This is a genomic window from Actinomadura livida (genome assembly GCF_014648675.1).
Classification (GTDB): domain Bacteria; phylum Actinomycetota; class Actinomycetes; order Streptosporangiales; family Streptosporangiaceae; genus Spirillospora; species Spirillospora livida.
Genome location: NZ_BMRO01000005.1, coordinates 1 through 23,137, shown reverse-complemented (window position 1 = coordinate 23,137; position 23,137 = coordinate 1). Strand labels below are relative to the sequence as shown.

28 protein-coding genes and 2 tRNA genes are annotated in these 23,137 nt (G+C 67.1%); 18 read left to right on the top strand and 12 right to left on the bottom strand.

Annotation, left to right across the window (positions count from 1 at the left end; all coding sequences use genetic code 11):
* The 4 genes from IEZ03_RS12815 (at position 1) to IEZ03_RS12800 (ending at position 1,964) form a co-directional block, all read left to right on the top strand.
* On the top strand, positions 1-180 hold the full coding sequence (locus tag IEZ03_RS12815) for a hypothetical protein (RefSeq protein WP_221480956.1): 180 nt from the start codon (positions 1-3) through the stop codon (positions 178-180).
* Between the two features lie 310 nt (positions 181-490).
* The gene (locus IEZ03_RS12810; protein ID WP_184890206.1) at positions 491-805 is read left to right on the top strand and encodes a hypothetical protein; all 315 of its coding nucleotides are present in this window, start codon (positions 491-493) and stop codon (positions 803-805) included.
* 100 nt (positions 806-905) lie between these two features.
* Positions 906-1,097 carry a hypothetical protein gene (locus IEZ03_RS12805; protein ID WP_184890205.1) on the top strand — a complete coding sequence of 64 codons (192 nt, stop codon included), beginning with the start codon at positions 906-908 and terminating at the stop codon, positions 1,095-1,097.
* Positions 1,098-1,637: 540 nt separating this feature from the next.
* On the top strand, positions 1,638-1,964 hold the full coding sequence (locus IEZ03_RS12800) for a hypothetical protein (RefSeq protein ID WP_184890204.1): 327 nt from the start codon (positions 1,638-1,640) through the stop codon (positions 1,962-1,964).
* Positions 1,965-2,044: 80 nt separating this feature from the next.
* Here IEZ03_RS12800 and IEZ03_RS12795 read toward each other — a convergent pair whose 3' ends face one another.
* The 3 genes from IEZ03_RS12795 to IEZ03_RS12785 all read right to left on the bottom strand — a co-directional run bounded on the left by IEZ03_RS12795 (position 2,045) and on the right by IEZ03_RS12785 (position 3,864).
* Positions 2,045-2,521 (bottom strand): hypothetical protein, encoded by a 477-nt coding sequence (locus IEZ03_RS12795; protein WP_184890203.1) that lies wholly within the window; start codon positions 2,519-2,521, stop codon positions 2,045-2,047.
* A gap of 687 nt (positions 2,522-3,208) precedes the next feature.
* Positions 3,209-3,288: transfer RNA gene (locus IEZ03_RS12790), tRNA-Ala, on the bottom strand.
* 414 nt (positions 3,289-3,702) lie between these two features.
* Entirely contained in the window at positions 3,703-3,864 is a 162-nt protein-coding gene (locus IEZ03_RS12785) for a translation initiation factor IF-2 N-terminal domain-containing protein (RefSeq protein ID WP_184890202.1), read from the bottom strand.
* 373 nt (positions 3,865-4,237) lie between these two features.
* On the opposite strand from IEZ03_RS12785, the gene IEZ03_RS12780 reads away from it, so the two are divergent.
* Positions 4,238-5,044, top strand: a complete 807-nt coding sequence (locus IEZ03_RS12780; protein ID WP_184890201.1) for a hypothetical protein — start codon at positions 4,238-4,240, stop codon at positions 5,042-5,044.
* Positions 5,045-5,051: 7 nt separating this feature from the next.
* Here IEZ03_RS12780 and IEZ03_RS12775 read toward each other — a convergent pair whose 3' ends face one another.
* Entirely contained in the window at positions 5,052-5,858 is an 807-nt protein-coding gene (locus IEZ03_RS12775; protein ID WP_184890200.1) for an inositol monophosphatase family protein, read from the bottom strand.
* Positions 5,855-6,739, bottom strand: a complete 885-nt coding sequence (locus IEZ03_RS12770; RefSeq protein ID WP_184890199.1) for a DUF5919 domain-containing protein — start codon at positions 6,737-6,739, stop codon at positions 5,855-5,857. Before IEZ03_RS12770 ends, IEZ03_RS12775 begins: the two co-directional genes overlap by 4 nt.
* A 319-nt stretch (positions 6,740-7,058) precedes the next feature.
* Between IEZ03_RS12770 and IEZ03_RS12765 the strand changes: the two genes are divergently transcribed.
* From IEZ03_RS12765 to IEZ03_RS12725, 9 genes are all read left to right on the top strand, one after another.
* A complete protein-coding gene (locus tag IEZ03_RS12765; RefSeq protein ID WP_184890198.1) occupies positions 7,059-7,352 on the top strand; it encodes a hypothetical protein in 294 nt (97 codons plus the stop codon).
* A 177-nt stretch (positions 7,353-7,529) separates the two neighbouring features.
* Positions 7,530-7,832 carry a hypothetical protein gene (locus IEZ03_RS12760; RefSeq protein ID WP_184890197.1) on the top strand — a complete coding sequence of 101 codons (303 nt, stop codon included), beginning with the start codon at positions 7,530-7,532 and terminating at the stop codon, positions 7,830-7,832.
* A gap of 319 nt (positions 7,833-8,151) precedes the next feature.
* A complete protein-coding gene (locus tag IEZ03_RS12755; protein WP_184890196.1) occupies positions 8,152-8,883 on the top strand; it encodes a GntR family transcriptional regulator in 732 nt (243 codons plus the stop codon).
* 95 nt (positions 8,884-8,978) lie between these two features.
* Positions 8,979-9,419 (top strand): plasmid replication, integration and excision activator, encoded by a 441-nt coding sequence (locus tag IEZ03_RS12750; protein WP_229808257.1) that lies wholly within the window; start codon positions 8,979-8,981, stop codon positions 9,417-9,419.
* A 291-nt stretch (positions 9,420-9,710) separates the two neighbouring features.
* Positions 9,711-10,016 carry a hypothetical protein gene (locus IEZ03_RS12745; RefSeq protein WP_184890194.1) on the top strand — a complete coding sequence of 102 codons (306 nt, stop codon included), beginning with the start codon at positions 9,711-9,713 and terminating at the stop codon, positions 10,014-10,016.
* An 85-nt stretch (positions 10,017-10,101) separates the two neighbouring features.
* Positions 10,102-11,559 (top strand): FtsK/SpoIIIE domain-containing protein, encoded by a 1,458-nt coding sequence (locus IEZ03_RS12740; protein WP_229808256.1) that lies wholly within the window; start codon positions 10,102-10,104, stop codon positions 11,557-11,559.
* Positions 11,556-13,235 carry a replication initiator gene (locus tag IEZ03_RS12735; RefSeq protein ID WP_312883186.1) on the top strand — a complete coding sequence of 560 codons (1,680 nt, stop codon included), beginning with the start codon at positions 11,556-11,558 and terminating at the stop codon, positions 13,233-13,235. Before IEZ03_RS12740 ends, IEZ03_RS12735 begins: the two co-directional genes overlap by 4 nt.
* Positions 13,232-13,468, top strand: coding sequence for an excisionase family DNA-binding protein (locus IEZ03_RS12730; protein ID WP_308427965.1), 237 nt, complete (start codon positions 13,232-13,234; stop codon positions 13,466-13,468). Before IEZ03_RS12735 ends, IEZ03_RS12730 begins: the two co-directional genes overlap by 4 nt.
* Positions 13,468-14,622, top strand: coding sequence for a tyrosine-type recombinase/integrase (locus IEZ03_RS12725; RefSeq protein ID WP_184890193.1), 1,155 nt, complete (start codon positions 13,468-13,470; stop codon positions 14,620-14,622). Before IEZ03_RS12730 ends, IEZ03_RS12725 begins: the two co-directional genes overlap by 1 nt.
* Before the next feature lie 49 nt (positions 14,623-14,671).
* On the opposite strand, the gene IEZ03_RS12720 is transcribed toward IEZ03_RS12725, so the two are convergent.
* From IEZ03_RS12720 to IEZ03_RS37790, 4 genes are all read right to left on the bottom strand, one after another.
* Positions 14,672-14,747, bottom strand: a tRNA-Ala gene (locus tag IEZ03_RS12720).
* Between the two features lie 17 nt (positions 14,748-14,764).
* Positions 14,765-15,205, bottom strand: a complete 441-nt coding sequence (locus IEZ03_RS37800; RefSeq protein ID WP_229808296.1) for an HAD family hydrolase — start codon at positions 15,203-15,205, stop codon at positions 14,765-14,767.
* Positions 15,133-15,480 (bottom strand): hypothetical protein, encoded by a 348-nt coding sequence (locus IEZ03_RS37795; RefSeq protein ID WP_229808255.1) that lies wholly within the window; start codon positions 15,478-15,480, stop codon positions 15,133-15,135. The genes IEZ03_RS37800 and IEZ03_RS37795 overlap by 73 nt, the downstream gene beginning before the upstream one ends.
* A gap of 23 nt (positions 15,481-15,503) precedes the next feature.
* The gene (locus IEZ03_RS37790) at positions 15,504-15,623 is read right to left on the bottom strand and encodes a DLW-39 family protein (protein ID WP_221480955.1); all 120 of its coding nucleotides are present in this window, start codon (positions 15,621-15,623) and stop codon (positions 15,504-15,506) included.
* Between the two features lie 230 nt (positions 15,624-15,853).
* Here IEZ03_RS37790 and IEZ03_RS12710 point away from each other — a divergent pair, with 230 nt between their 5' ends.
* From IEZ03_RS12710 to IEZ03_RS12700, 3 genes are all read left to right on the top strand, one after another.
* Positions 15,854-16,063: a hypothetical protein gene (locus IEZ03_RS12710; protein ID WP_132050546.1), complete on the top strand. Its 210-nt coding sequence runs from the start codon at positions 15,854-15,856 to the stop codon at positions 16,061-16,063.
* 17 nt (positions 16,064-16,080) lie between these two features.
* Positions 16,081-16,872 (top strand): SDR family NAD(P)-dependent oxidoreductase, encoded by a 792-nt coding sequence (locus IEZ03_RS12705; protein WP_184890192.1) that lies wholly within the window; start codon positions 16,081-16,083, stop codon positions 16,870-16,872.
* A gap of 115 nt (positions 16,873-16,987) precedes the next feature.
* Positions 16,988-18,769 (top strand): M64 family metallopeptidase, encoded by a 1,782-nt coding sequence (locus IEZ03_RS12700; RefSeq protein WP_184890191.1) that lies wholly within the window; start codon positions 16,988-16,990, stop codon positions 18,767-18,769.
* Here the strand turns inward: IEZ03_RS12700 and IEZ03_RS12695 are convergent.
* From IEZ03_RS12695 to IEZ03_RS12685, 3 genes are all read right to left on the bottom strand, one after another.
* Positions 18,750-19,673: a DMT family transporter gene (locus IEZ03_RS12695; protein ID WP_184890190.1), complete on the bottom strand. Its 924-nt coding sequence runs from the start codon at positions 19,671-19,673 to the stop codon at positions 18,750-18,752. The two genes, IEZ03_RS12700 and IEZ03_RS12695, sit on opposite strands and share 20 nt — an antisense overlap.
* A 314-nt stretch (positions 19,674-19,987) precedes the next feature.
* On the bottom strand, positions 19,988-20,896 hold the full coding sequence (locus IEZ03_RS12690) for a helix-turn-helix transcriptional regulator (RefSeq protein WP_184890189.1): 909 nt from the start codon (positions 20,894-20,896) through the stop codon (positions 19,988-19,990).
* The gene (locus IEZ03_RS12685) at positions 20,853-21,086 is read right to left on the bottom strand and encodes a hypothetical protein (protein WP_184890188.1); all 234 of its coding nucleotides are present in this window, start codon (positions 21,084-21,086) and stop codon (positions 20,853-20,855) included. Before IEZ03_RS12685 ends, IEZ03_RS12690 begins: the two co-directional genes overlap by 44 nt.
* Before the next feature lie 868 nt (positions 21,087-21,954).
* On the opposite strand from IEZ03_RS12685, the gene IEZ03_RS12680 reads away from it, so the two are divergent.
* A complete protein-coding gene (locus tag IEZ03_RS12680) occupies positions 21,955-22,815 on the top strand; it encodes a dioxygenase family protein (protein ID WP_184890187.1) in 861 nt (286 codons plus the stop codon).
* The last annotated feature ends 322 nt before the right edge of the window (positions 22,816-23,137 follow it).

Sequence of the window (23,137 nt, the reverse complement as noted above, 5' to 3'; positions counted from 1 at the left end):
GTGATTCACTACTACCTGGACGGCTCCTGGGTAGGCGGCCACCGCGGAGCCAACTTCGTCGGCCAGCCAATGTGGATAATCATCAACCTGCAGATGGAGGGCTCCTCAGGCTCGCCCGGCCCGACGTCCGACACCTACTACCGAGCACGCAACCTCTACGTGGGCCGCTCCCGAACCTGAACGACTCACCGCCGATACCGCCGCTTCTCAGCCGTCCACGACAAATCCTCGCCGCTGTGCCCGTGCGACCCCCGGTACCAGGCACGCATGTCACGACGGTTCTCCCGGGCCTCGCCCATCAGCTGCGCCCCGTCCCGCAGCCGATGCCCCCGCCGCCGAAGCCGCCAATCGTAGACGGCCCCGAACCCAAACAGCAGAACAAAGAACCCGACAACCAGCCACAACCACATACACTCACCCTCCCCCCTCACGCGCCGCCCCAAAAGGAAATCCTGCACAGAGGCGCCCACCCCTGTGCAACCATCCCCAGATGGTCGAAGTGACCCTGGACATGGACGCCGGCCCAACCCCGCTACTAATCCTGCAGTCCGAATCTTGGGAGATACACGTCTGGGCACCCCTCAAGGACCTATCCCGCCTAAGCGAGATCCGCGAGGCAACCTGGCCCAACCGACGCTCCCTACAAGCGGGCATCTGCGCAGGCACCCCCGTCTTCTGGTCACTGACCACCGACGACCAGGCAACCCTCCTGATCGGCCAAGACGACGAAACCTGGGACGCCGCCCTACTCATCCCACTGACAACAGTGGACGCCATCGCAGCCCTAACCCGCCAACCCCCGTAACCCCACCCCGAATATCGGCCGCCCCCAACTCGACAAAGATCAACAACCTCTGCATACTCACGGAAACTTGTCGTCGACGTCTGAGGGTTTCCCTATGCGAATGAGTTTCGGATGGCTGGTCGGTCTACTGGCAGGCGCGGCCCTGGGAGCAACCTGGGGATGGTTCGGCAACAGCTACGAATCCGGCGACAGCGCAATCGGCACCGGCCTGCTGGGCGCCATAGCAGGCATCATAATCGGAGCCATAATCGACACCGTCCGCTTCACCCAGAAGCGATCGGGACGCCCCTGACCCAGCAATCAGCGGAGCAAAGCCCGGCCCCGGATCCTGGCCCACCCTGCAGCAGTACCTGCAAACACGACATGACGGAGGTCCCGTGACTCTGGCAAAGAAGGGGTCCCGGCACATAGTCCTGGACGGATCCACTTACCGCTGGAAGGTGCGTGGCCGCCCCACATACTCCCAAGGTTTGGGTGAGTCTCCCCTGACCTTCGTCGTAGAGGCCGCCGATACAAAGGGCGCACTGCTGGTCGTCTCCCTACCCTGCGCCCACCCAAGCAACTGGCTACTCCTTCTGCCCACCGGTGCAGTTCTGCCTCGAACGGTATCCAAGGCAATCCGCCAGGCCCTGGCCAGCGGCTGGACCCCCACCGAACCCGGCCCAGCATTCACACTCACTCTCACAACCCCACCACCGTGACCGTCCAAACCTAGAAGCCCCCACCCCACAACGCCCCACGCTGCAACGATCGGGCCCTGAACGCCCGCCATGCCAACGCCACTTTCATCCGTAACCAGCTGCCCACTGAGGGCGTGCCGTAAGCTCCTGCCGTGCAGTGGCCGGTAATGAGGGACCAGCGCGGCCCAGCGATTAGGGCGCTCGCCGAGTCGGGTCGAGCGACCCACCACTGGCGTGGTCGACACGATGAGGTAGATGACCGGCTCTTCCTGTTCGAAACGATCATCGATCAAGGGGCACACTGGCCCATCCGCCACATCGAAGTCGAAGACACCGGCAGGGTTCTGCGGTACAGCTGGCAACACCTGGAGGACGAACACGGGTTCCTAGCCGAGGGCGAAATGGATCCGGAGGCCTGGGGCCTAGAACGCATCACTGCCCAGATCTTCGAAACCACATGGGCACTAACTCGCTCCTGACCGCAGCGCCGGAGTGCCCGCTAAGGCGTTCCATTGGGGTGGCCACGTCGCTCCCGCCTGGCTTGGCCGACGGAGGGACCTCAGCACCACGCCGATCCGTCGTGACTAGCTGTCACCTCGACACCGAAGTAGGTGGTGTTGTCACCGAAGTCGCTGGGAAACCACACGGATAGATAGCCGGTCACATCGTTGAGGGCCTTGGTGAAGCAGAGACGCGTCGCCGACCCTACCAACCCCTCCGGAGGAACCGGCGTCGCGTTCTCCTTCAACAGCTTCCACCCGGCCACCAGCGCCCGAGTTCGATAAAAGGCGAGGATGCTCTCCTCATTGGATGTAGGGCGATACTGGCGCCCGGCGTAGGCAAAGCCGTCGTCCTCATCACAGCCAGAGTATTGGTCCTGGAGTGTGGCACCACGAGGATGCAGCCTCAGAACGTCCGATCGAACCAGAGTGGATGCAAGCCGCTCGTCGCGGTCGGTACACCCATACAGCCCGCCCGAAAGCGCCCATCTGGCGCCGATAGCCAACAGTGCGAGTACGAGCGTAGACACCACCACGCCGGCGAGACCACGATGACGAGACCGCCGCGACGCTGCAGGAACCACATATCCCGCTCGAGGTGACCGCCATGGGTCATGTCCCTGCGGCGCGTCCTCCTGCGGGCTGGTCATCCGCGAATTGTCCCAAACGCACAGCCCGAAGCCGGTCGCCGCAGGCGATCGGCGTAGCAGGCGCCTTGAAGACGCGAGGCCCCTGCTCCATTTGGTTGGTGGTGTCGTGCTCGACCGGCGTGGGACCGAGTACGACTTGATCCTGATCGCCATCTGGCAACGTGATCCGCGCTGTGGTGTTCGATGTCGGTGAGCCCCTGCTTGACGAGTCTCTGGAGTACGGGACGTGGGCTGACTGGTTTCAGGGGGCTCGGCATACGCCCTCGTGATCGCGGGCGCGGAGCTCCCCCCGAACTCAAACAGCGCATGGGGCCATGCGAGTGACCGCGCGACCAGGATGGCTGAGGCGCTTGGTCCACTGCTCCCCCTGGTGTTGACCGCGTCCAGGGAGCACGCCACCTCAGAGGCGGGGTCGATCGGTGATCGCTGACGCGCTCAACGACAAGATCAAAGCGGAGCGGAGCGGCACGGCGGTGACGGTGACGGGCCTAGCGGCGTGCTCGTCCCGGTGGCCTAATGGCCCGTTAATGGCCCGAACGCCCCCGTCCAAGATCCGGACGGGGGCGTCTTCGCTGGTGGAGCCTAGGGGATTCGAACCCCTGACACCCGGCTTGCAAAGCCGATCATGAACCTCCCGCCCGACCTGGCAACCCGCTGACCTGGTCCTCCCCAACGATCACCCCGCTGGTGACCGCGAGTCCCCCTTGATCACCTTGGGATCGGGCACGCAACGGGCACGCCCTTGGCTTGGCGACCACTCCGCACCACTCACCCCGCCTGAGCTTCCCGTCTGCCGTCGTCCCGCGCTCCGCGCTGCCGGGCCAGGGCCAGGGGGCCAAGGTGGAGCGCCCTACCGGACGAACGACCTTGGCCCCCTGGCCCTGGTCTGGTAGATCACTGATCGGGACGGCGGCAGACGGGAAGCTCAGGCTTCCCACCCAACCCACGGTGACCGTCAAGGCTCAGGCTGAGCTTCCCGGAGTCGGAGGCCCCCGCCGGAGGCGTGTTGGAGCCGCAGCCCTCGCGGTCAGCCGGTAGTCGGGCGGCGATGCGCACCCTGGCCCTTGTCACGGATCACGGTGAAGCTTTTCGCGGATCTGCTTCTCTTCTTCTGGTGCGATGGACGATGCCGCACTGCGTATAAACAGGCCGAGCTCATGCATGGTGTTCATGACTACCCTGATCTCGACGTCGAGTTCCTTTGCGAGTTCGTAGATACGCATGGTCATCGCATCGGCCCTTGTCCATAGATCGGCTCGGCCGGAACCAGAGTATGACGCGTGGACGGGCCAGGTAGCCCCGGTGGGACACCAACAAGGGTACGGGTCGGCGGCGCGGACCCGTTGACCGCCGGCACCTGGCGGACGGGGCGGCGGTGGCAGGACGCGCGGCCCGGCGCGGCCGTCCGGTGACCGGCGCCCACGCCGCACGCTCCGGGCGGCCAGGCGCGGGGCCGCGCAGCGGCCTGAGCGCCGCCGCCCCTTGATCCTAAACAGCCCAATTCGGCAAGCCTCTGAGCAACAACCGACTCGCAGTGATCCGCTCTGGGCTGGGAGCCTAAATCTACTTCAGCCACAGGCGTAGTGAGCGTACGATCGATACATGTCGATCGAGTCACCCTCCGAACGCAATCGGCGCATATGGCAAAAGCCCTTTAGTCGCTACTCTAAACAAAGTGCGGACATTGAGAATCTCATACATCTCACACATGAAGGGTTTCATGGGCTCATTTTGCGACCCGAACTTTTTGATGCAATTTTCGACGATGCAGACGAAGGCAAAGCAAAGAGAGTTGCCGACGCCAAAAGAAAAGCAGATCTAGCCCAAAAGGAGAAAGAGAAGGGGTTTCCACTACTTCACGCACATGCACTAGTAGGAGCATGGGGGTCACTAGAAGCACTTATTGAAGATCTGGTAGAAAGTTGGATCAAATACAAGCCCGATATCACTAAGACGTCTCCCATCTCGAAGATAAAGATTCCTCTGGGTGAATTTATTCAATTGAGCGAGGACGAACGGGCGCGACTGATCGTTACGGAGTTGCAGCGAGACCTGAAGGTCGACCTGAAGAGCGGCGTCACTAAGTACGAGCCCCTCCTGGAGGCGATCGGACTCGGCGGGGTTGTAGATCCGCGAGTAAAGAGGTCCCTTTTCCAGAGCCAGCAACTACGCAATGTAATCGTACACAGGGCGGGGGTTGTGGATCGACGTCTTGTTGACAGTTGCCCTTGGCTAGGCTACGAAACCGGTGATCAAGTTCAGATCGATGAAGAGGTTTTCTATTACTGTCTACATGGAATGCATATGTACGCATTGACGATCAGAAATCGCTGCTCTGCAGCCGACGGAGGGCGGCCAACTGTGGTTGATTGTCCCGGCTTCGAAGGCGCTCTGATTTTCTCACCATAAATGGCCGTCAACTCACACCGAATATGCAATAGCTTATATGGTCGAGAAAGGCATTAGCTAGAGTTGACGTAGTCGCAATCGTTGCCGCTGACTTCAAGGTGTGGTCTGTGCCATCCTTGTCGATGACCATGGCTCCTGCTTCCCGGGCGATGATGACGCCGGCGGCTGTGTCCCATGGCTTGTTTGAGAGCGTGATGCTCGCGTCTAGCTTGCCTTCGGCTACCCATGCGAGATCTATAGCGGCTGAGCCGAGCATGCGGATTCGTTGGACGTTGGCGGCTAGGCGTTCGGTTAGGGCGATGCGTTGGCGGTTCTTGGCTTCGGCTCCCTCGCCTACGGCATAGTCACCGATGGCAACGATGGCGTCTTTGAGGTCGGTGGTCATGCTGGCTTGTATGCGGCGGTCTTCGAGGTAGGCGCCGGTGTGCTGGGCTGCGTGGTAGCGGGTGCCTAGGAACGGTAGGTCGATGACGCCCACCACGGGGCGGCCCCGTTCGATCAGGCCGAGTGAGAATCCGCAGAGCGGGATGTTGCGAACGAAGTTGGCGGTGCCGTCTACCGGATCGATGGCCCACATGAGGTCGCCAGCAGTGTCTCCGCTGATGCCTTCTTCTTCGCCGAGTATGGCGATGTCCGGGGTTCGCTCTTTAAGGTAGTCGCGGACCGCGCGTTCTACGGCGTAGTCAACTTCGCTGGCCATGTCGCGGTCACCCTTGGCGGTGAGCAGGCCGGGGACGCGCGTGCGCACTAGGTCGCTGGCTATCTCCGCTGCTCGGAGTGCGACGGGTAGGAGTGCGGTGGGTGCGTCGGTCATACGGTTCGGCCTCGTTCCCATAGCGCGGTGAAGATCTCTTCGAACGTCCCATACAGGCCGGTGCCGGTCGAGTTGCGCTCGGCGAGGAACGTGGGCGAGTCGACTCCGCGGGCGTTCGGTAGGTAGGGCTGCATCACGCATAGCTTGTCGTTGATGAGCGTGATGTTGAACCGGATCGTCTCGTCATAGACGGCGACGGACAGCCGGTCTTGGGCCTCGGGCGAGAGGCGCTTGCGTAGGCGCGTCAGGACCTCGATGTTCAGGCGGGTGAGGGTCGTCAGGTGGTTGTCCGTGTAGCCCTCTTCCTGTTCGCGGGCTCGGATGGCCTCCCCTTCGGGGTCCAGGAACAGGGCTTGCAAGGTGGCGCCGTCTTCGATGAGCCGGTAGAGACGCTGGTCGGGGTACTGCTGGCACAGCATGTTGAGGGAGAGGCCGGCGGCCCGGATGCTGCTCGCGCCGTCGAGTAGGGCGTGCGGCGGGTGTGCGAATGAGAACTCGGCGCGGGTGGCGAACACAGCGGTGACGTCGGCGTAGGGGTTGGGGCCTACTCGGTCGGCGGTCGACTCAAGGTCGGCGCGCTCGTCGCTGCGGGTATGGGCGGCGGGCTCGTGCGCCAGGACGTGAGGCGGACATGGGGCGAACAGCTCGTCGGCCGTCCACTCGGGGAACATCGCCTCCAGGACCCGGCAGTGATCTGTGTAGGGAAGGCGTTTGAGTTCCCCGGACGTCCAGCGGTGGAGCTGGGCGCGGCTCGGTGCGGTGCCCGCCAGCTCGGGCGAGACCTTCTTGGCGGCCTCGTTGTAGGCGGCCTGGAACATGCCGTACCGCTGTAGGCGGTGCTGGCGGATCACGACTTGCAGCAGGATCGGTTGGGGAGACACCGGCCGTCCTCTCTGGTCGACGTTCACCAGGCTAGGCGCGGCGTGACGTTGAAGACGAGACAAAGTCGAGACGGTTGTAAGACGTTGATGTGCGAGACGAGATGATCACGGCGTCGTGACGCAACGTGACTTGTTGGCACGGTGTCGTCATGGCGAGCGATTGCACCTCTTGCAGGGGCCGCGGGTTCAAGCGGCGTGTGGCGCGGCGGACGTTGACGCCGGGGCACGTGGCGGGCGTTCCGGCTGACAGTCGTCGGGACTCCTGCCCTGACTGTCTGGGGTCGGGTCGTGCGTCCGGGCGGCGGGATGGTGCGGGGTCGTGAACGCGCGGGATGTCGAGTTGCGGCTTCTGGCTGATCTGCGGGCCTCCCTCCTGGGTCTGGGCCTGGCCGTCCGGCTGGATGAGGCAATGCCGGGGCTGCTGGTGGCTACTGCTAATCCGGGCCTGTTCGTGTGGGTGTTCGTCGGGGCCTCGGGCCGGACGTTCACCTGGCGACGCGACGACAGCAAGCACCCGGTCGATGACGTGGCGGGCGCGGCGGGCAAGGTAGCTCGCTTTGTGACCGCACAGGCCGGGCAGCTCAACGGCTCGGCGAACGACCACTTCGACTAGCGCTGTGCGGCTGGCCCGAGGGGCTGGCCATAGCGCATTGAACGGCAGAGCCGGCGGCGCGGCGAGGACGGTCCGTCGCGTGATCGCCCCCGTTTCCCCCAGCAGGTCACGCGTGTGGGAGGGACGGACCTGGCCCCGCGCCTCCGGCTCTGCTTCCAACGAAAGCGAGAACAGGTGATGAGTCCTTCGCTGTCCCGCGACGCCGAACTGCGCGTGTTGGGTGCCCTGTGTCGGGCCTTGGTCGCCCGTGGCCTGTGCGTGCAGATGCGCGACGCGATACCCGGACTGACGGTCACCCGGCCCGGCGGGACGGCCAAGGATGTCGTCGGCTATGTCGTGGTGAACCGTCGCAAAGGAGTGGTCTCCTGGTGGCGGGTGGACAACCTTCACCCGGTGAAGGACCTGGACGGGGCCGCCGACCGCATCACCGCGTTTATGACCGAACCGGCCGCCTCCTACCCGCTGGGGCACCGGCCGTGATGCCGTGGGCCGGGGACGCACCGGACGATGTGACCGCGGCGGTCGTCACCCTGCAACGCCGGTTCCCCGGCTCGTCGGTCTGGTTCGGGCACCATACGTTGCGGTGGTGGGCTGTCTTGCCATGGTCGGCGCGGTGGGTGCTCCTAGAAGCGGCGACGCCGATGGAGCTTGCGACCCGGATGGCTGAGGCGGTTGGGTCGGCTGCTCCTGCTGGCGTAGTCGGGCCTGCTGGCGTCCGTTAGTCGTGACAGCCGGGAGGGGTTCGGCGTAGATTAGCGCTGACCTGGTAAGACAACCTGTCGGATGATGGACGGACGAGATGAGCCTAGAATCCGTACCCCCCAAGTACGCCCAGCTTGTCGCGGAACTTCAACGGCGCATCGAGTCCGGCCGGTACGCCCCCGGCTCGGCGATGCCGAGCGAACACCAGCTCATCGAAGAGTTCGGGGTGAGTCGCCCGACCGTGGTGGCGGCCCTGCGGGTTCTGCGGGATCAAGGCTGGATCGACTCTCAGCAGGGCAAGGGGCGGTTCGTCCGGGGCCGTCCCGCCCTGGCCTCGCTGGAGAGCGCACGGGCGGGGCAGGTGCGGTTGGCTGGCTCGGAGGCGGCCATCCCCGGTGAGGTCCTGGCCGCTGGCGTCGTTGACGCACCGAACCGCATCCGCTCCCTGCTCGGCCTCGGGTCTACCAGCAAGGCGTTCCTTCGCCGGCGGCTGCTGACGGCTGACGGCTCGCCGTCTGAACTCCTGTCCCTGTGGCTGCCGCTGGACCTGGCGGAGGGGACCAACCTCACCAGCGCCGAACCGCTCAAACAAGGTGTGCGGGAGCATCTGGAGTCCCGCAAGGATGTGAAGCTCGATCACGTCATCGAGCACATCGTCGCGAGGATGCCGACAGGTGAGGAGGCGGGCGCCTTGTCGATGAGTGAAGGGACGCCCGTCCTGGTCGTGTACGCGACGGCTCGGGACGCTGCTGGTCGTCCGCTGATGGTGATTGACACGGTCCTGCCTGCTGACCTGCATGAGCTGGAAGACGCCTACCCGCTGGCGTGACCGTATCCGGCCACTCGCCGGTTAGTTACTTGATAGACCAAGCTGGATACGCTTAGGATCGCACTTGATAGGTCAACTGACAGACAGTTGACCGGATGGGAGCGATTGTCATGGCGGTGCAGGGTCCGTTCAAGGTCGCGTTCGGGGACGTGTTCCCCTACGGCGCGTTCGTCAAGGGCGGTGTCGAACCGGTGCGGGACTTCGACCGGTCGACCCGGGAGAACTTCGTCCAGGCGCGGGACAAGGACACCGGGGAACTGGTGTGGGCCGTGGAGGTCCTGGACGCCGACCCCGAGTCCAAGGGGACGTTCAAGGTCAAGCTGATGGCGCCGGTTCAGCCGGTGATGCCGGAGGCTCCGGCGGGCTTCCCGTTCGTGCCGGTGGAGTTCGACGGCCTGGCGGTCACGCCGTACGTCAACAGCGGTACCGGGCGGCTGGCCTACTCGCTCAAGGCGGCGGCGGTGCGTCCGGCCAACTTCAAGGGCGGCGCGGCCCGTGGCTCGGGCAAGGACAACGCCGCGAAGGATGCGGCGTGATGGCGGGCGGGCGCATGTCGGCGCTGTCGCTGCCCATCGACGGCGGGGCCTCGACCGAGTTCAAGTCGTTTCGGGCGCGTACTCCGCTGTTCTCGGTGTCGGCGGGTCGGGTGCTGGTCACCCTGACGCTTCCGGAGCGGCTGGGCGCCTCGGATGTGGAGTTCGCGCGGCGGCTGGCCGAGCAGGCGGCGGCGTACGCGGGCGAGGTCGAGCGGCTGTACCGCTGCGGCCGTCGCCCTCGTCGGGCCGGTCCTCGGCGCGCCGTTCGTCGGGGAAGGGAGCGGCTGTCTGATGGGGGCCTACAGCTACACCACACTCACGGTCGACCCGGACGGGACGGCATCGGTGAACGTGACCCTGCGGCCGGATGAGCAGATCTCGCTGCTGTGCGTGCGTGACCGTGGCCAGCTCGTGATCTCGCACGCACAGGCGCACGTGACCATCACCCCGACCAACCCGACGGTTCCGACCGCCGAAGACCTGGCCGTCGCGCGCAAGCTCGCCGAGTCGTTCGCGCGGTACGCGGCCGAGGTGGAACGGCTCCACGTCCTCAACGGCGCTTCGGTGCCTGGCGCGTCGGCCGAGTCGGCGGCCTGACAAGCGAGTGGGGCGGCTGGAGGTCGCATCTCCGGCCGCCCCTTCTCTCTCCCCTGAACTGCTCAAAGAAGAGGTGTGACCCATCATGGCATGGGAGTTCCGCAAGCTCGCCCCCGGTGAGAACGTCGCCGTCGAAACCCAGCGTGACCCGTTCGCGGCGCCCAAGTGGGCGCCTCCGGTGTGGCACATGCCCGAGGGCCTGGTGCTCATCGTCAACGCCGTCCGCTTCCTGGTCCGCATGCTCGTGTTCCTGGTCCGCAACATCGTCCCCGTCTCGGCCGCGTCCGCGCTCGGCTGGCTCGGCTACGCCTACGGGTGGACCGTCCCCGTCCTGGTCCTGACCCTCCTCGCCATGGGCCTGGGTGTGTGGGCGGGGGTGGACCGTCCGTCCTTCGTCCGCTGGATCGCCCGTCCGGCTCGGTCCTGGTGGCGCATGGTGTGGGTGTACCGGCGGCACTGGCAACCGGTCCTGGTCACGGCGGGCCTGACCAAGATGCACAAGGGCAGGGAGTACCTGCCCTCCCTGGTCCGCGTCCGCTGCGGTCCCACGTCCGACCGGGTGCTGGTCCGCATGCTCAAAGGTCAAGCCCCAGACGCGTGGGAGCGGGTCACGGCCAACCTGGCGCACGGCTTCGGCGCGTCCCTGGCGCGGGTGCGGGACGGGGACCGTCCGGGACGGGTGTGGTTGGAGTTCGTCCGCCGTGATGCCCTCGCCGAACCGATACCGGCTCTCCCCGTCCCGGACGCCTCCGACGTCGACCTGTCCGGCGTGGTGGTCGGGCGGTGCGAGGACGGCTCACCGTGGCGGCTGCGGCTCCTCGGCACGCACGTGTTGATCGCGGGGGCGACGGGGGCCGGCAAGGGCTCGGTCATCTGGTCGACCGTCCGCGCGCTGCTGCCGTTGATGATCGGTGGGCTGGTGGAGGTGTGGGCCGTCGACCCGAAACGGATGGAGTTGTCGTTTGGGCGGGTGCTGTTCGAGCGGTACGGGCGGTACTCCTCCGATCCCAAGGGCGGCATGGTCAAGCTCCTGGAGGAAGCTGCGGCGGACATGAACGAACGCGCCGAACGCTTCGCCGGTATGACGCGCTCGTTCACGCCCTCGGCTGAGTTCCCGTTCCGGGTGATCGTGGTGGATGAGCTGGCGTTCCTGACCGCCTACTGCCCCGAACGCGACCTGAGAAAGCGGGCCGAGTCGGCGCTGGCGGTGCTGACCTCGCAGGGCCGGTCGGTGGGGTACTGCGTCATCGGCGCGCAGCAGGACGCGCGCAAAGAGGTCAACAACCTGCGCAACCTGTTCCCCGACCGCATCGCCCTGCGCCTCGATGAAGACGAGCAGGTCGACATGGTGCTCGGTGACGGTGCCCGCGACCGTGGTGCGCTGGCCGACCAGATCTCATCGGTTCCGGAGGTCGGCGCGGGGGTCGGGTTCGTCCGGCTGGAAGCCTCCCCCGACCCGGTGCGGGTGCGGGCGGCCTACGTGGCTGATGCCGATATCCGGGCGATGGTCGCGCTCGGCCTGCCCGATGTGGAGGCGGCGTGAGGCAACCCACCCTCGACGCCCCCGACGCTCCAGACGAGCCCGGTCCGGAACCGGTGGTCAAGACGCTGCCTCCGCTGGCGCGGGGGGTGCTGGAAGCAGTCGCGGTCGAACACGGCGTCTGCATCCGCCCCGTGCCGATGCGGCGGGTCGACTTGAACACGGGTGCGGCCGAGGTGGTGTATGTCCCGTGCGGGCACACCCTGGCCTCGGTGTGCCCCTCGTGCGCCGAACGCAAGCGCAAGCTCCGCGCCGTGCAGTGCCGTCAAGGCTGGCACCTGACCGAAGAACCGATCATCACACGTGCCGACCCGGACGAGGAACAGCGGGCGTGGATGGAGTTGCGGGCGCATGCGGCGGCGGCCCGTGACCGTGCGGCCGTCGACGGTACGGCGGACGGGGAAGACTCCGAGTTCTGGGACGCGGTCATTCGCGACCTCGACAACGAGCTCGAACGCACCGGGGTCCGCGGCTCCCTCAAGACAGAACAGGGCAAGAGCCGGCGGACCCGGTCGACCCGTAGGCGGCAGGATGCCCCCGACCTTCCCCGGCGTCCGGTCGACTCCCGCACGGTCGGCAAGGTCTTCCGGGGCAAGGACGGCAAGGCGTTCCGGCCCTCGATCTTCCTCACCCTGACCCTGGACTCCTACGGGCGGGTGCGCTCGAACGGAACCCCGGTCGACCCGGACGGCTACGACTACACACGGGCGGCGCGGGACGCGCTTCACTTCTCCAAGCTGGTCGATCGGTTCGTGCAGAACCTTCGCCGGTTCGTCGGCTACGACGTGCAGTACTTCGCGGCCGTCGAACCACAACGGCGGCTCGCTCCGCACCTGCACATGGCCATCCGCGGGACCATTTCGCGGGCTGAGCTGCGGCAGGTAGTGGCGGCCACGTACCACCAGGTGTGGTGGCCCTCGACCGATCGTGTCGTCTTCGAGGGGGAGCGGCTCCCGGTCTGGGATGAGGCGGCGGGCGAGAACGGCGGGTACCTCGACCCGGCGACCGGTGAAGTGCTCCCAACCTGGGATGAGGCGCTTGATTCCCTCGGCCAGGACGAGGACGCCGAACCGCTGCACGTGGTGAAGTTCGGGCGGCAGATCGACGCACAAGGCGTCCTCGCCGACTCCGCGCAGTCGCGCAAGCTGATCGGCTACCTGACCAAGTACCTCGTCAAGGGCGTCGCCGAGTGCCACAACGCCGAGACTCCGGCGCAGCGTGAGCACGTCGACCGGATGGCCGAAGCACTCCGGTACGAGCCGTGCTCACCGACGTGCGCGAACTGGCTGCGCTACGGCGTCCAGCCCAAGAACCCCCGCAAGGGCCTCACACCCGGCTACTGCAAGGGCAAAGCACACCGACGCGAACACCTCGGCTACGGCGGCCGCCGCGTCCTCGTCTCCCGCAAATGGTCCGGCAAGACCCTCGCCGACCACAAAGCCGACCGCAAAGCCTGGGTCCTCGCACGACTCGCTGAAGCCGGTGTCCCCGTCACCAACCCGGCCGACCCGAACGCCGTGCACGTCTGGGAACGGGCCGGGCCTGGCGACCCGGACGTGAAACCCGCAGAACAACGCCTACTGCTGCTGATCAACGAACGCATCCAGCGACGCAAGCAACTCGACCAAGCAACCCACAACCCAACCCCCGAACTTTCGGCAACTGCGGAGGCGGCGTGACCAAGCGACCCGGCATCTCCCCGGCTGACCGGCTGCTGACAGTGGCGGAGGCGGCCGAGTACCTCAACACCTCCGAACGATTTCCACGGCGTCTGATCGAGGAACGGCGTATCCGGTTCGTGCGGGTCGGCCGGTTCGTCCGCATCCCCGAGTCTGCACTTCGTGAGTTCGTTGCGTCCGGCCTCGTGGAGCCGGTCACCCTTCGGTTCCGCTCCCCAAGGAGGGCTGCGTAATGGCTGGCAAGCGGCGCTTCGGACGCGTCCGGCGGCTGCCCTCGGGACGGTTTCAAGCTCGCTACCCAGGGCCAGACGGAATCGATCGACCTGCGCCGTACACGTTCGTGACCAAACGTGACGCCGAGCAATGGCTTGTGCTCAAGGAAGCCGAGATCAAGAGCGGTGACTGGCTGTCTCCGGACGCTGGTGACGTCTCCTTCAAGGAGTACGCGGAAGCGTGGATCAAGGAGCGGCCTGGCCTTCGCCCCAAGACTGTCGAGCGCTATGAGGGGCTCGTCCGGCTCCACCTGATCCCGACTTTCGGCAACTCGGCCGTCTCAGAGATCAAGGATGCTCATGTGCGGCGCTGGCGTAACCGGCTGCTCGAATCGGGGGCCGGAGCCGTCACGGTAGCCAAGGCGTATCGGCTACTCAAAGCCATCATGGGCACGGCGGTCAGTGACGGCATGATCAAGCGAAACCCGTGCACGATCAAGGGCGGTGGGGCTGAGAACTCGGCAGAGCGACCCGTCCTCAGCATCGCGGAAGTCTTCGCCCTGGCCGAGGTGATCGACCGTCGTTACCGGGCGCTCGTCCTCCTCGCGACCTTCGCGAACCTGCGTTGGGGTGAGGCCGTGGCGCTGCGTCGCAAAGATCTGGACCTCAAGGCCGGCACGGTGCGAGTCGAGCGCACGCTTGTGGAGGTCACCGGCAGGCCGCTTCACTTCGGCCCTCCGAAGACTGAGGCGGGCGTCCGGACGCTTCCTATTCCGGCAATCGTGCTCCCCGACCTGAAGGAGCACGTCAAGAAGTTCGCCCAGGACGGCGACGAGGGGCTGATCTTCGTCGGTGCTAAAGGCGCGCTGCTCCGCCGGGCGAACTTCCGGCGTAATTGGGTGCGGGCCTTGAAGAAGGCGAATCTCAAGGACGTGCGGTTTCACGACCTGCGCCACACCGGGAACACCCTCGCAGCGATCGCAGGCGCGACGCTCCCTGAACTCAAGGAGCGCATGGGCCACGCGAGCGACCGCGCGGCCATGATCTACCTGCACGCGACGGACGAGCGGCACCGGGAGATCGCCGACACCCTGAGCGCCATGGCCAAGGCTGAACTCAAGGGCAAGAAGCGATCGGGCACGCAACGGGCACGGAAGCGGAAGAAAAGATCCTGAGAGGCGAGAGCCCAGGCCGGAACTTCGGTTCTGACCTGGGCTCTTTGGCTGGTGGAGCCTAGGGGATTCGAACCCCTGACACCCGGCTTGCAAAGCCGGTGCTCTACCAACTGAGCTAAGGCCCCGTGCGGCGGGGACCAGCCTACCGGTGGTCGGCGGTCAACGTGTCACCGGCGGGGGCCGGGAGGAGGAGGTCGGGGAGGGCGGTGACGCTGGGGAGGATGTGGGTGGCGCCGGCGGTGCGGAGGCGGTCGTGGTCGTGGGCGCCGGTCAGGGTGCCGGCGACGATGGAGGCGCCGGCGCGGCGGCCCGAGCGGATGGCCGTGGCCGTGTCGGCGCAGACGGCGATGTTGCGGACGTCGTCCACGCCCAAGCGCAGGGCCGCGGTGAGGATGAGGTCGGGGCGCGGGCGGTCGCGGGGGGCGTCCTCGGGGCAGAGCGTCAGGTCGACGCGGTGCCACCAGTCGAGGGTGTCGAGGACGCGGGCCTGCGTGCGGCGGTTGAAGGCGGTCAGCAGGCAGACGCTGATGCCGGCGCCGCGGAGGAGGTCGAGGGTTTCGGCGGCGCCGGGGACGGGCTGCAGGCCGCGGCGGCGACGAGCTCGTCGTAGGAGCGATCGAAGGCCAAGTGCGCGGCCTGGGCGCGGGGCTCGTCGAAGAGCGACCGGAAGATACCGATCTGCGACTCACCGTGTGATTCGCGGAGGCGTGCCAGGGCGCGCTCGTGGGCCGCCGTGCCGGAGACGATCCCCAGTGCGGCGATCGCCTCCGTGAAGGCGGTGCGGACGGTGTCGCCGTCCGCGACAGTGGTCCCGGCGAGATCGAGGCAGGCGACGGTGATCGGCTCTGCTTCGTTCACGCCGGGGCCTTATCGCCGGCGGCTCAGCTGTCGGACGACGTGGCCTCGGTCCACAGGTCCAGCTCGGCGCGGTCCTGCTGCATCCGGCGCCAGACGGCGAAGCCACCAAGTGCGACGACGGCAAGAACGAGCAGCTTCTTCATGGTGGGACCCCTTCACCTCGACTATGAAGTCAAAACCCGGGACGCGTTCGCATCAGCGTCTGCTTTCCCAGGCTCTCAGCAGCCTAGCAACCGTTCGCGGGCGATCCGCACCCCCTCGCCCGTATCGGACCCGGCGTCCAATCCCGGTGGGGGTCCTGTCACGTCCGCGCCATTGCGCGGGGGTGGCCGGGCGGCCGCATAATCCCTGGGACGGACCTTCGGGAGTACCGATGGCAGAGGACGACTTCCGGCGCTGGGAACGCGAGTTCGACTCCGGCGCGCCGCGGGAGGAGCCGTCCGGCGGCCGGGGGATGGTGCTCGTCGCCGGCCTGACCGCGACGGGCTGCACGGCCATGATCGCGATGGGTGAGGTCCCGCTCGGCGCGGCCGGGCTGGTGCTTTCGTCGATCATTCTGCTGCTCTGGCGCATCGGCATGTGATCCGAAAGGATCACGTCATGGAGCTGGGTGGAGCGACCGTCCTGGTGACCGGGGCGACGGGCGGGATCGGCCGGGCGCTGGCGATCGCGCTGGCCGATCGCGGCGGGCAGATCGTCCTCACGGGCCGGCGGGCGGACGTCCTCGAACCCCTGGCCGAACGGCTCGGCGGCCGGGCCATCGTGGCCGACCTGGCGGATCGTGCGGCGGCCGAGCTGCTGCTGGACGAGGTCGGCCGGGTGGACGTGCTCGTCGCGAACGCGGCGCTGCCCGCGTCCGGCCTGCTCGACGAGTACTCGATGACCGAGATCGACCGCGTGCTGGACGTCAACCTGCGGGCGCCGATCGTGATGGCGAAGCTCGCGGGCGCGCAGATGGCCGAACGTGGCCGGGGGCACCTGGTGTTCGTGTCGTCCCTCGCCGGGAAGACGGCGTCCGGCCACGCGTCGCTCTATAACGCGACAAAGTTCGGGATGCGGGGATTCGCATTGGCCCTGCGGGAGGACATGCGGCCGCACGGCGTCGGCGTGTCGACGGTGTTCCCCGGCTTCATCCGGGACGCGGGCATGTTCGCCGACGCCGGGGTCACGCTGCCCAAGGGCGTCGGCACGCGGACGCCGCGTGACGTGGCGCGGGCGACCGTCCGGGCCATCGAGCGGAACATCGCGGAGGTCGACGTGGCGCCGCTCGGGCTGCGCCTCGGGGCAAGGCTGGGCGGGGTCGCGCCCAGCCTGTCGGCGGCCGTGCAGCGGCGGGCTGGCGGGCATCGGGTCGCGCGGGGGCTCGCGGACGGCCAGCGCGGCAAACGCTAGCGACTGGACGGATTGCGGGTGATAATCCGGACTGTCCCCGCTTGATCAGCGGGGTGAGCCGGCGCCCTCCGGGCCGCACCCCGCCCGCCGCGCGCCCACGCGAGGAGGTCTGCTCATGTGGACGGGCCGGGTGGCCGTGGCCGTCGCGGCGGCCGTGGCCGTCTTGTCCCTGACGGCGGCGCCCGCGAAGGCGGTGGAGCCCGAGGACGCGACGGTCGTCCCTGTTCAAATCACCGGAGATCCGGCCAAGCGCTTCAATCTGGTCGTTCTTGGCGACGGCTACACGGCGGAGGACATGCCGAAGTTCCGCGCCCATCTCGCCGAGCATCTGAACGACCTGTGGACGATCGAGCCGTTCAAGTCGTACCGCAGCTACATGAACGTGTACGCGGTCGAGATTCCGTCCGGTGAGTCTGGGGTTAGCTGTGATCCGTCGCTGACTTCCCCACGCCGGACGACGCCGTTGCGTATGGCGTTCTGGAGCGGCTGCAGGGAGGACGGTATCCAGCGGCTTCTAACGGTCGACTCCACAGCGGCCCAGACGTATGCGGATCTCGCCGCAGGGACGAACGCAGGAAATCGCCAGATTCTCGCGCTCGCCAACAGCGACACCTACGGCGGTGCAGGCGGCGCATATGCGACGGCGTCGGGCGGGAACGCGATGTCGGCTCTCATCGCGCCGCACGAACTGGGGCACTCGCTGGGTGGGTTGAACGACGAGTACGACTACTACCAGCGAGGCGTTCCGGGCGGGACGTACAGCGGTCCGGAGCCTGAGTCCGTCCACCACACGCTGCTGACAGAGCACGAGATGAAGTCGCAGAAGAAGAAGTGGTGGCGGTGGCTCGGTGAACGAAGCGAGTCCGGGGGCACCATAGGGCGGTACGAGGGCGGGCTCTACTTCAGTAAGGGCGTGTGGAGGCCGAGCCAGCACTCGATGATGAAGACGCTGGGCTACTACTTCGACCAGGTCGGCCGCGAACAGATGACCCAGCGGATCTCAGCCAAGGTCAATCTGATCCAGGCGCACACACCGAACGACACGGCTGTGGGCGACGACCGTGTCCTGTGGGTGGAGACCATGCACCCGGCTAGGCACCGGTTGTCCGTGACCTGGACGGTCGACGGGCGTGTCGTGCAGAAGGGCTCCGACCTTGACCTGGCCCGGTTGCGACTCAAGAAGGGCCTGCACACCGTCCAGGTGAAAGTCACCGACCCCACCCACTTCGTCAGGGACCCGGCCATACGCGCCATGCCGGCACTCACCCAGACCCGCACGTGGACGGTCGATACCGACATCGCCACTACGCCAGAGCACGTGCCGGTCGACTTCACTTCGTCCACACCCACCGACAAGCCCGTGGGCAGTGAATCGGTCGTGTACGTGGAGACGACGCACCCGACGCACAGCGAGCCCACCGTTCGCTGGGAGATCGACGGGCGACGCGTACGGGGCGGTGACCGCGACATCGATCTCGCACGCCTCGACCTGTCAAAGGGCACGCATCAACTGGTCGCACGTGTCGGTTCCCGTAGCCGGGCCTGGACGATCGACGCGCAACCTCCGACAGCGTCCTACGAGCTGTCGGAGGCGGCGCACGCTCGTCCAGGAGGCCCTTACGTCTTCGACGGTCCCTTCACGATGCGGCTGACGGGCGAGGACGACCGTCCAGGCGCGGTCGTCACGGAGTTCCGCGTGGACGGCGACGGCTGGTTCAACTACTTCGGCTGGCCGACCGACTCGTCCGCCCCCTGGCTGTTCACTGCGGAAGGAACCGTCATCGACGGCCTCACCCACGGCAGACTCGGCAAGGGCCGGCACACCATCGAATACCGGGCGATCGACCGCGCGGGCAACATCGGGAAGCCCGCGAAGTTCACAGTGACCCTTCGCTGACCGCCGGATCGCGCCGCGCGCCCTTCGGTTCGGGGGTGGGCCCGGGCGCCTGGCGGCGCTGCACGGTCGCGAGGACGGACCCACCGAGGATCAGCGCGAACGAAAGCATGATCGTTCCGGTGAACGGTTCGCTGAGGAAGACGACACCGGCGGCAACCGCTACGGCCGGGTTCACATAGGTGAACACCATCCCCCGGGACGCGCCGACCTCCCGGATGAGCTCGAAGAACACGATGAAGGCGAGCGCCGTGCACACCAGGCCGAGCGCGATGAGCGCGGCCAGCACCTGCGTGCTCGGCATCGAGTCCGGCCAGGTGAGCGCCGCGGGCCCCGTGTAGACGACCGCGGCGATGGCCAGTGAGAACGCGGCCATCTGCAGGCTCGGGAGGTCCTGCAGCCGCCGGAGCGCGATCATCGGCGCGATCGCGTAGCCGAGCGCGACGAGCATGACCTCGCCGACCGCCCACGCGCTGCCGCCGCCGAGATGCGGCCACGCCAGCACGCAGACGCCGGTCAGCCCGACCAGCAGCCCCGCCCAGCGCACCGGGCCGAGCCGCTCGGCGTCGCCCACGAGCCTGGCGAGCACGACCCCGACGATCGGGACCGCGGCGATCAGCAGGCCCGTCATCGAACTGGTCAGCTCGGTCTCGGCGTGCGACAGCAGCGCCCACGGGCCGAGGATCTCCACCGCCGTGAAGGCCAGCAGGGGACGCCAGTGCCGGCGCACCACATCGAGCCGCCCAGCCCGGATCGCGAGCGGCAGCAGCACGGCCGCGCCCAGCGCCGTCCGCGCGAACACCACCATGGGCACCGAGACGTCCTCGACCGCCACCTTGATCAACAGGTAGGGAATGCCCCACAGCACCCCCATCAGCACGAACAGCGCCCAACCTCGACGGCTCACCCCGACCTCCATTCCCGATGCCCGCTCCGCCGCCCAGGAGCGCGACCCACAACTACGGGCGCCTACCGGCGCGCGATCCCGCGACAGGATCTGATCAACGCTTCGGCCCCCGTCCCACCGGACGAGCGCCGAGCGCACAGGGCGCGTCCGCGTCCAACGTCCTCAACAAGCATGGTTCGACGGACGTTCCGTGACGGAGCCCCTGTGGACGCATGGCCCGCGACACGTCACCGCGGGGGCCGGCGCGTGACAGGCGACTGGACGACACGCGCCGGACGGCATGGCGGCCCGGGATATGCGACCGATTGACGGGTTCAGGATGCGATGCGGCGCACCATGCTGTCTTGAACGCTGTTGCGGTAAACGCCGGGTGTGACGCCCACGACTCGCCGGAACCATCGGGTGAGGTGCGCCTGGTCCGCGAACCCGACAAGGGCCGCGACCTCCGCCGGGCGGTGCCCCGCCTCCAGAAGCGTGCGGGCCCGCATCACCCGGTACTGGGCGAGCCACGCGTACGGCGGCATGCCCACGGTGTCCCGGAAGGCGCGCAGCAGCTGGTAGCGGGAGAGCTCCAGGCCGTCGGCGACCTCCGCGAGGGTCGGCGGCGTGAGGAGTTCGTCGGACAGGCGCGCGGTGACGGCTCGTGCGATCCGTCCGGCGTCGCCCCGGCGCCCGCCAGGAACGATCTTCGGGGTCTGGACGGCGTGCCGGGCCACGAGCGTCCCCAGAACACTCAGCAGGCGTGACTCTCCTTCAAGAGGGTCTTCCCCTAGCCGCAAGGCGCGGTGCGCGAGCCGGAGCGCTTCGCCGAGCCCTTGATCGTCGATGATCGCCTCACGGAAGTGCGGCAGCGCCGACGGGCCGCCCGACGTCGCAGCGCTGAGGAGCTCGGCATCCGGATAGAAACACCGGTAGGCGAACCCCTCGGGGAGGGCGGGACCACCCGTGTGCGCCTCTCCCGGCTCGACCACGACCACGCTGCCCGCGCCGGAGTAGATCTTCTCGCCGCGGTAGCGCATCGTCTCAAGCCCGGCGACGGTGACGCCGATGGCGTACTCGTCGTGGATGTGCGGCGCGTAGTGCCGCCGGCCGATCCGGGCCGTCAGCAGGTCCAGCGGGCTCCCTTGGACGCCGTCCACCCGCGTCCAGAGGGTCTGGTCGACGGCGCCACCCGAGGGGTCAGGCGGAGAAGACGTGCCGGATCCGCCAGCGATCCTCGTCACGGCCGAGCTCCGCGACGGCCACTCCCTCGGCGCCCGTGACCCGGACCCGGTACACGCGCCCCTCCTGGGCCGTCCCGTACGTCTTCAGCACCTCGTCGACCGCGTAGCGCGTCCCCCGCCACTCGTACGCGGTGAGCCGTCCCGCCGGGTCGTGCTCGGCGCGAACCGGCTCGTTCAGCAACTGCCCCATTCCGCGAGCGTAGCACGGATTCGAACTGGTGTTCGCAGGTCGGAGGCACCGTGGAGCGACCGGGCCATCGTACGCAGCCGCGCCCGCACGCCGCCGTGGACGCCACGAGACTTGACCTCATGCCGACATTCAGCCGGATGGTGCGGCACCTGTACAGACCACGAAGCGACATCCCTCTCCCCACCTCCGGCCGACACTTATCCACAGGCTGTGAACATCGTCCGCACACATCCGCCGGACCATGCCACTCGGTGCTGCAGAAGGTCGCATCCACAGGGAGATCCCCAGAACAACGGGGTTCTCCACGGTTCGAGCGACCTCCTGCCCTCCGTCCTCTCACAGGATCCACCCCGCCGCACCGCCGTGCACGGAATCCACAACCTGTGGATAACTACTGTGCACACCCTGGGTACGACCGCCGGCCGCGGCGTCCACCATTCTTCCCCAGGTTGCCCCCAACCCCGCGGCCCCGTTGTCCACGCCGTGGAAAACCTGCTGACCAGCCACAACGCCACCCTGGACGGAGTGTCGCCCACACCCCGTTCACACCCTGTGGGCAACCGGCCTCCACAACCCCCCGAGACCGGTGGACAGCGCTGCCCACCGGAAATCCCCAGCCCCACACACAACCCGCCGCCCCGCAGCACCGTGATCATGACATGCGCAAACGCCGCCGAACCACCGGCGCGGGCGGTCGCGAAGGCTACATGCACACCTCCCGACGGAGCGTTGACGCGTCATTCGGCCGTGCGAAGACCACAACAGGAGAGGATTATGGGAAGGGACGGGGCGCCGCCCGGACCGGGGACGAAACACCGGCCTCCCCGCCGCGCAAAGTTATCCACAGCTTGTGGATAGGAGGCATCTCGTGGACTTCAACGTGGACACTGCCGCCCGGGCCGTCCAGGAGAGCTTCGGCAAGACACCGGATCCGCGTCTCCAGGAGATCCTGACCGCACTCACTGCGCACCTGCACGCCTTCGTCCGCGAGACGAGACCGTCCATCCAGGAGTGGGAGCAGGCGATTCAGTTCCTGACGGCGGTCGGCCACGCCTGCAGCGACACCCGCCAGGAGTTCGTTCTGCTCTCGGACGTCCTCGGTGTCTCAATGCTCGTGGAAACCCTGAACGAACGCGCGGGCGGAACAGAGAGCACCGTCTTGGGCCCCTTCCACATGGTGGACTCGCCCCCACGCGACCTAGGCGACAACATCGATCTCGTCGGCGAAGGAGAACCATGTGCGGTCTCCGGTCGCGTACTCAACACCGACGGGACGCCACTTCCCGACGCCGAAGTCGACGTGTGGCAGTGCAACGAACAAGGGTTCTACGACGTCCAGCAACCTGACCTACAGCCGCCAGGCAACGGCCGCGGACTTTTCCACACCGACACCGAAGGACGATTCCGTTTCCGCACGGTCGTCCCCAGCCATTACCCGATTCCCACAGACGGACCGGTAGGCCGGTTGCTGCAGGCCACCGGACGACACCCGTACCGTCCCGCGCACATCCACTTCATCGTCCAGGCGGCCGGCCACACACCCCTGACGACCCACGTCTTCGTCGCAGGAAGCCCCTACCTCGACTCCGACGCGGTCTTCGCGGTCAAACAAAGCCTCATCGTCGACTTCGCCGAGTCGAACGACGAACAGGAGGCCGCGCAGTACGGCCTCCGGCCCCCCTTCCGGCGCGCAGAGTTCGACCTGACCCTGACCAAAGCCCGAACCTGACCACACACTTATCCACAACCTGTGGAAATCAGGCCCCACCCCCATGCCGAACCGAGCCCCTTCCGGCGCCGAGTCCGAACGCTCAAGCCGCCATGCCCCGGACCCCACCTGATAGCCGAATCCCCGGCCGTCTCGGCGGCGGACGGCACTCTTCCGCACCAACAATGCGGCTCCTCGCAGAGCCGTCCAGCCGGCCGTAACCGACTTCGTCCGCCACTCCACAGAGTCGCGGTTATCCACACCCCCTAAGTGCGTGTTTGAGAAGTTGATCTGGGTCGGCGTGGTTACGTGATCTTGTGTGCCGGTTCGTGCAGGGTGGCGC

Bases quoted from the DNA above. Each gene is read 5' to 3' on its own strand.
- IEZ03_RS12810 (WP_184890206.1), top strand. From the start codon at position 491: ATGGTCGAAGTGACCCTGGACATGGACGCCGGCCCAACCCCGCTACTA.
- IEZ03_RS12805 (WP_184890205.1), top strand. From the start codon at position 906: ATGAGTTTCGGATGGCTGGTCGGTCTACTGGCAGGCGCGGCCCTGGGA.
- IEZ03_RS12785 (WP_184890202.1), bottom strand. From the start codon at position 3,864: ATGACCATGCGTATCTACGAACTCGCAAAGGAACTCGACGTCGAGATC.
- IEZ03_RS12780 (WP_184890201.1), top strand. From the start codon at position 4,238: ATGTCGATCGAGTCACCCTCCGAACGCAATCGGCGCATATGGCAAAAG.
- IEZ03_RS12775 (WP_184890200.1), bottom strand. From the start codon at position 5,858: ATGACCGACGCACCCACCGCACTCCTACCCGTCGCACTCCGAGCAGCG.
- IEZ03_RS12760 (WP_184890197.1), top strand. From the start codon at position 7,530: ATGAGTCCTTCGCTGTCCCGCGACGCCGAACTGCGCGTGTTGGGTGCC.
- IEZ03_RS12755 (WP_184890196.1), top strand. From the start codon at position 8,152: ATGAGCCTAGAATCCGTACCCCCCAAGTACGCCCAGCTTGTCGCGGAA.
- IEZ03_RS12750 (WP_229808257.1), top strand. From the start codon at position 8,979: ATGGGAGCGATTGTCATGGCGGTGCAGGGTCCGTTCAAGGTCGCGTTC.
- IEZ03_RS12745 (WP_184890194.1), top strand. From the start codon at position 9,711: ATGGGGGCCTACAGCTACACCACACTCACGGTCGACCCGGACGGGACG.
- IEZ03_RS12740 (WP_229808256.1), top strand. From the start codon at position 10,102: ATGGCATGGGAGTTCCGCAAGCTCGCCCCCGGTGAGAACGTCGCCGTC.
- IEZ03_RS12725 (WP_184890193.1), top strand. From the start codon at position 13,468: ATGGCTGGCAAGCGGCGCTTCGGACGCGTCCGGCGGCTGCCCTCGGGA.
- IEZ03_RS37790 (WP_221480955.1), bottom strand. From the start codon at position 15,623: ATGAAGAAGCTGCTCGTTCTTGCCGTCGTCGCACTTGGTGGCTTCGCC.
- IEZ03_RS12710 (WP_132050546.1), top strand. From the start codon at position 15,854: ATGGCAGAGGACGACTTCCGGCGCTGGGAACGCGAGTTCGACTCCGGC.
- IEZ03_RS12705 (WP_184890192.1), top strand. From the start codon at position 16,081: ATGGAGCTGGGTGGAGCGACCGTCCTGGTGACCGGGGCGACGGGCGGG.
- IEZ03_RS12700 (WP_184890191.1), top strand. From the start codon at position 16,988: ATGTGGACGGGCCGGGTGGCCGTGGCCGTCGCGGCGGCCGTGGCCGTC.
- IEZ03_RS12685 (WP_184890188.1), bottom strand. From the start codon at position 21,086: ATGGGGCAGTTGCTGAACGAGCCGGTTCGCGCCGAGCACGACCCGGCG.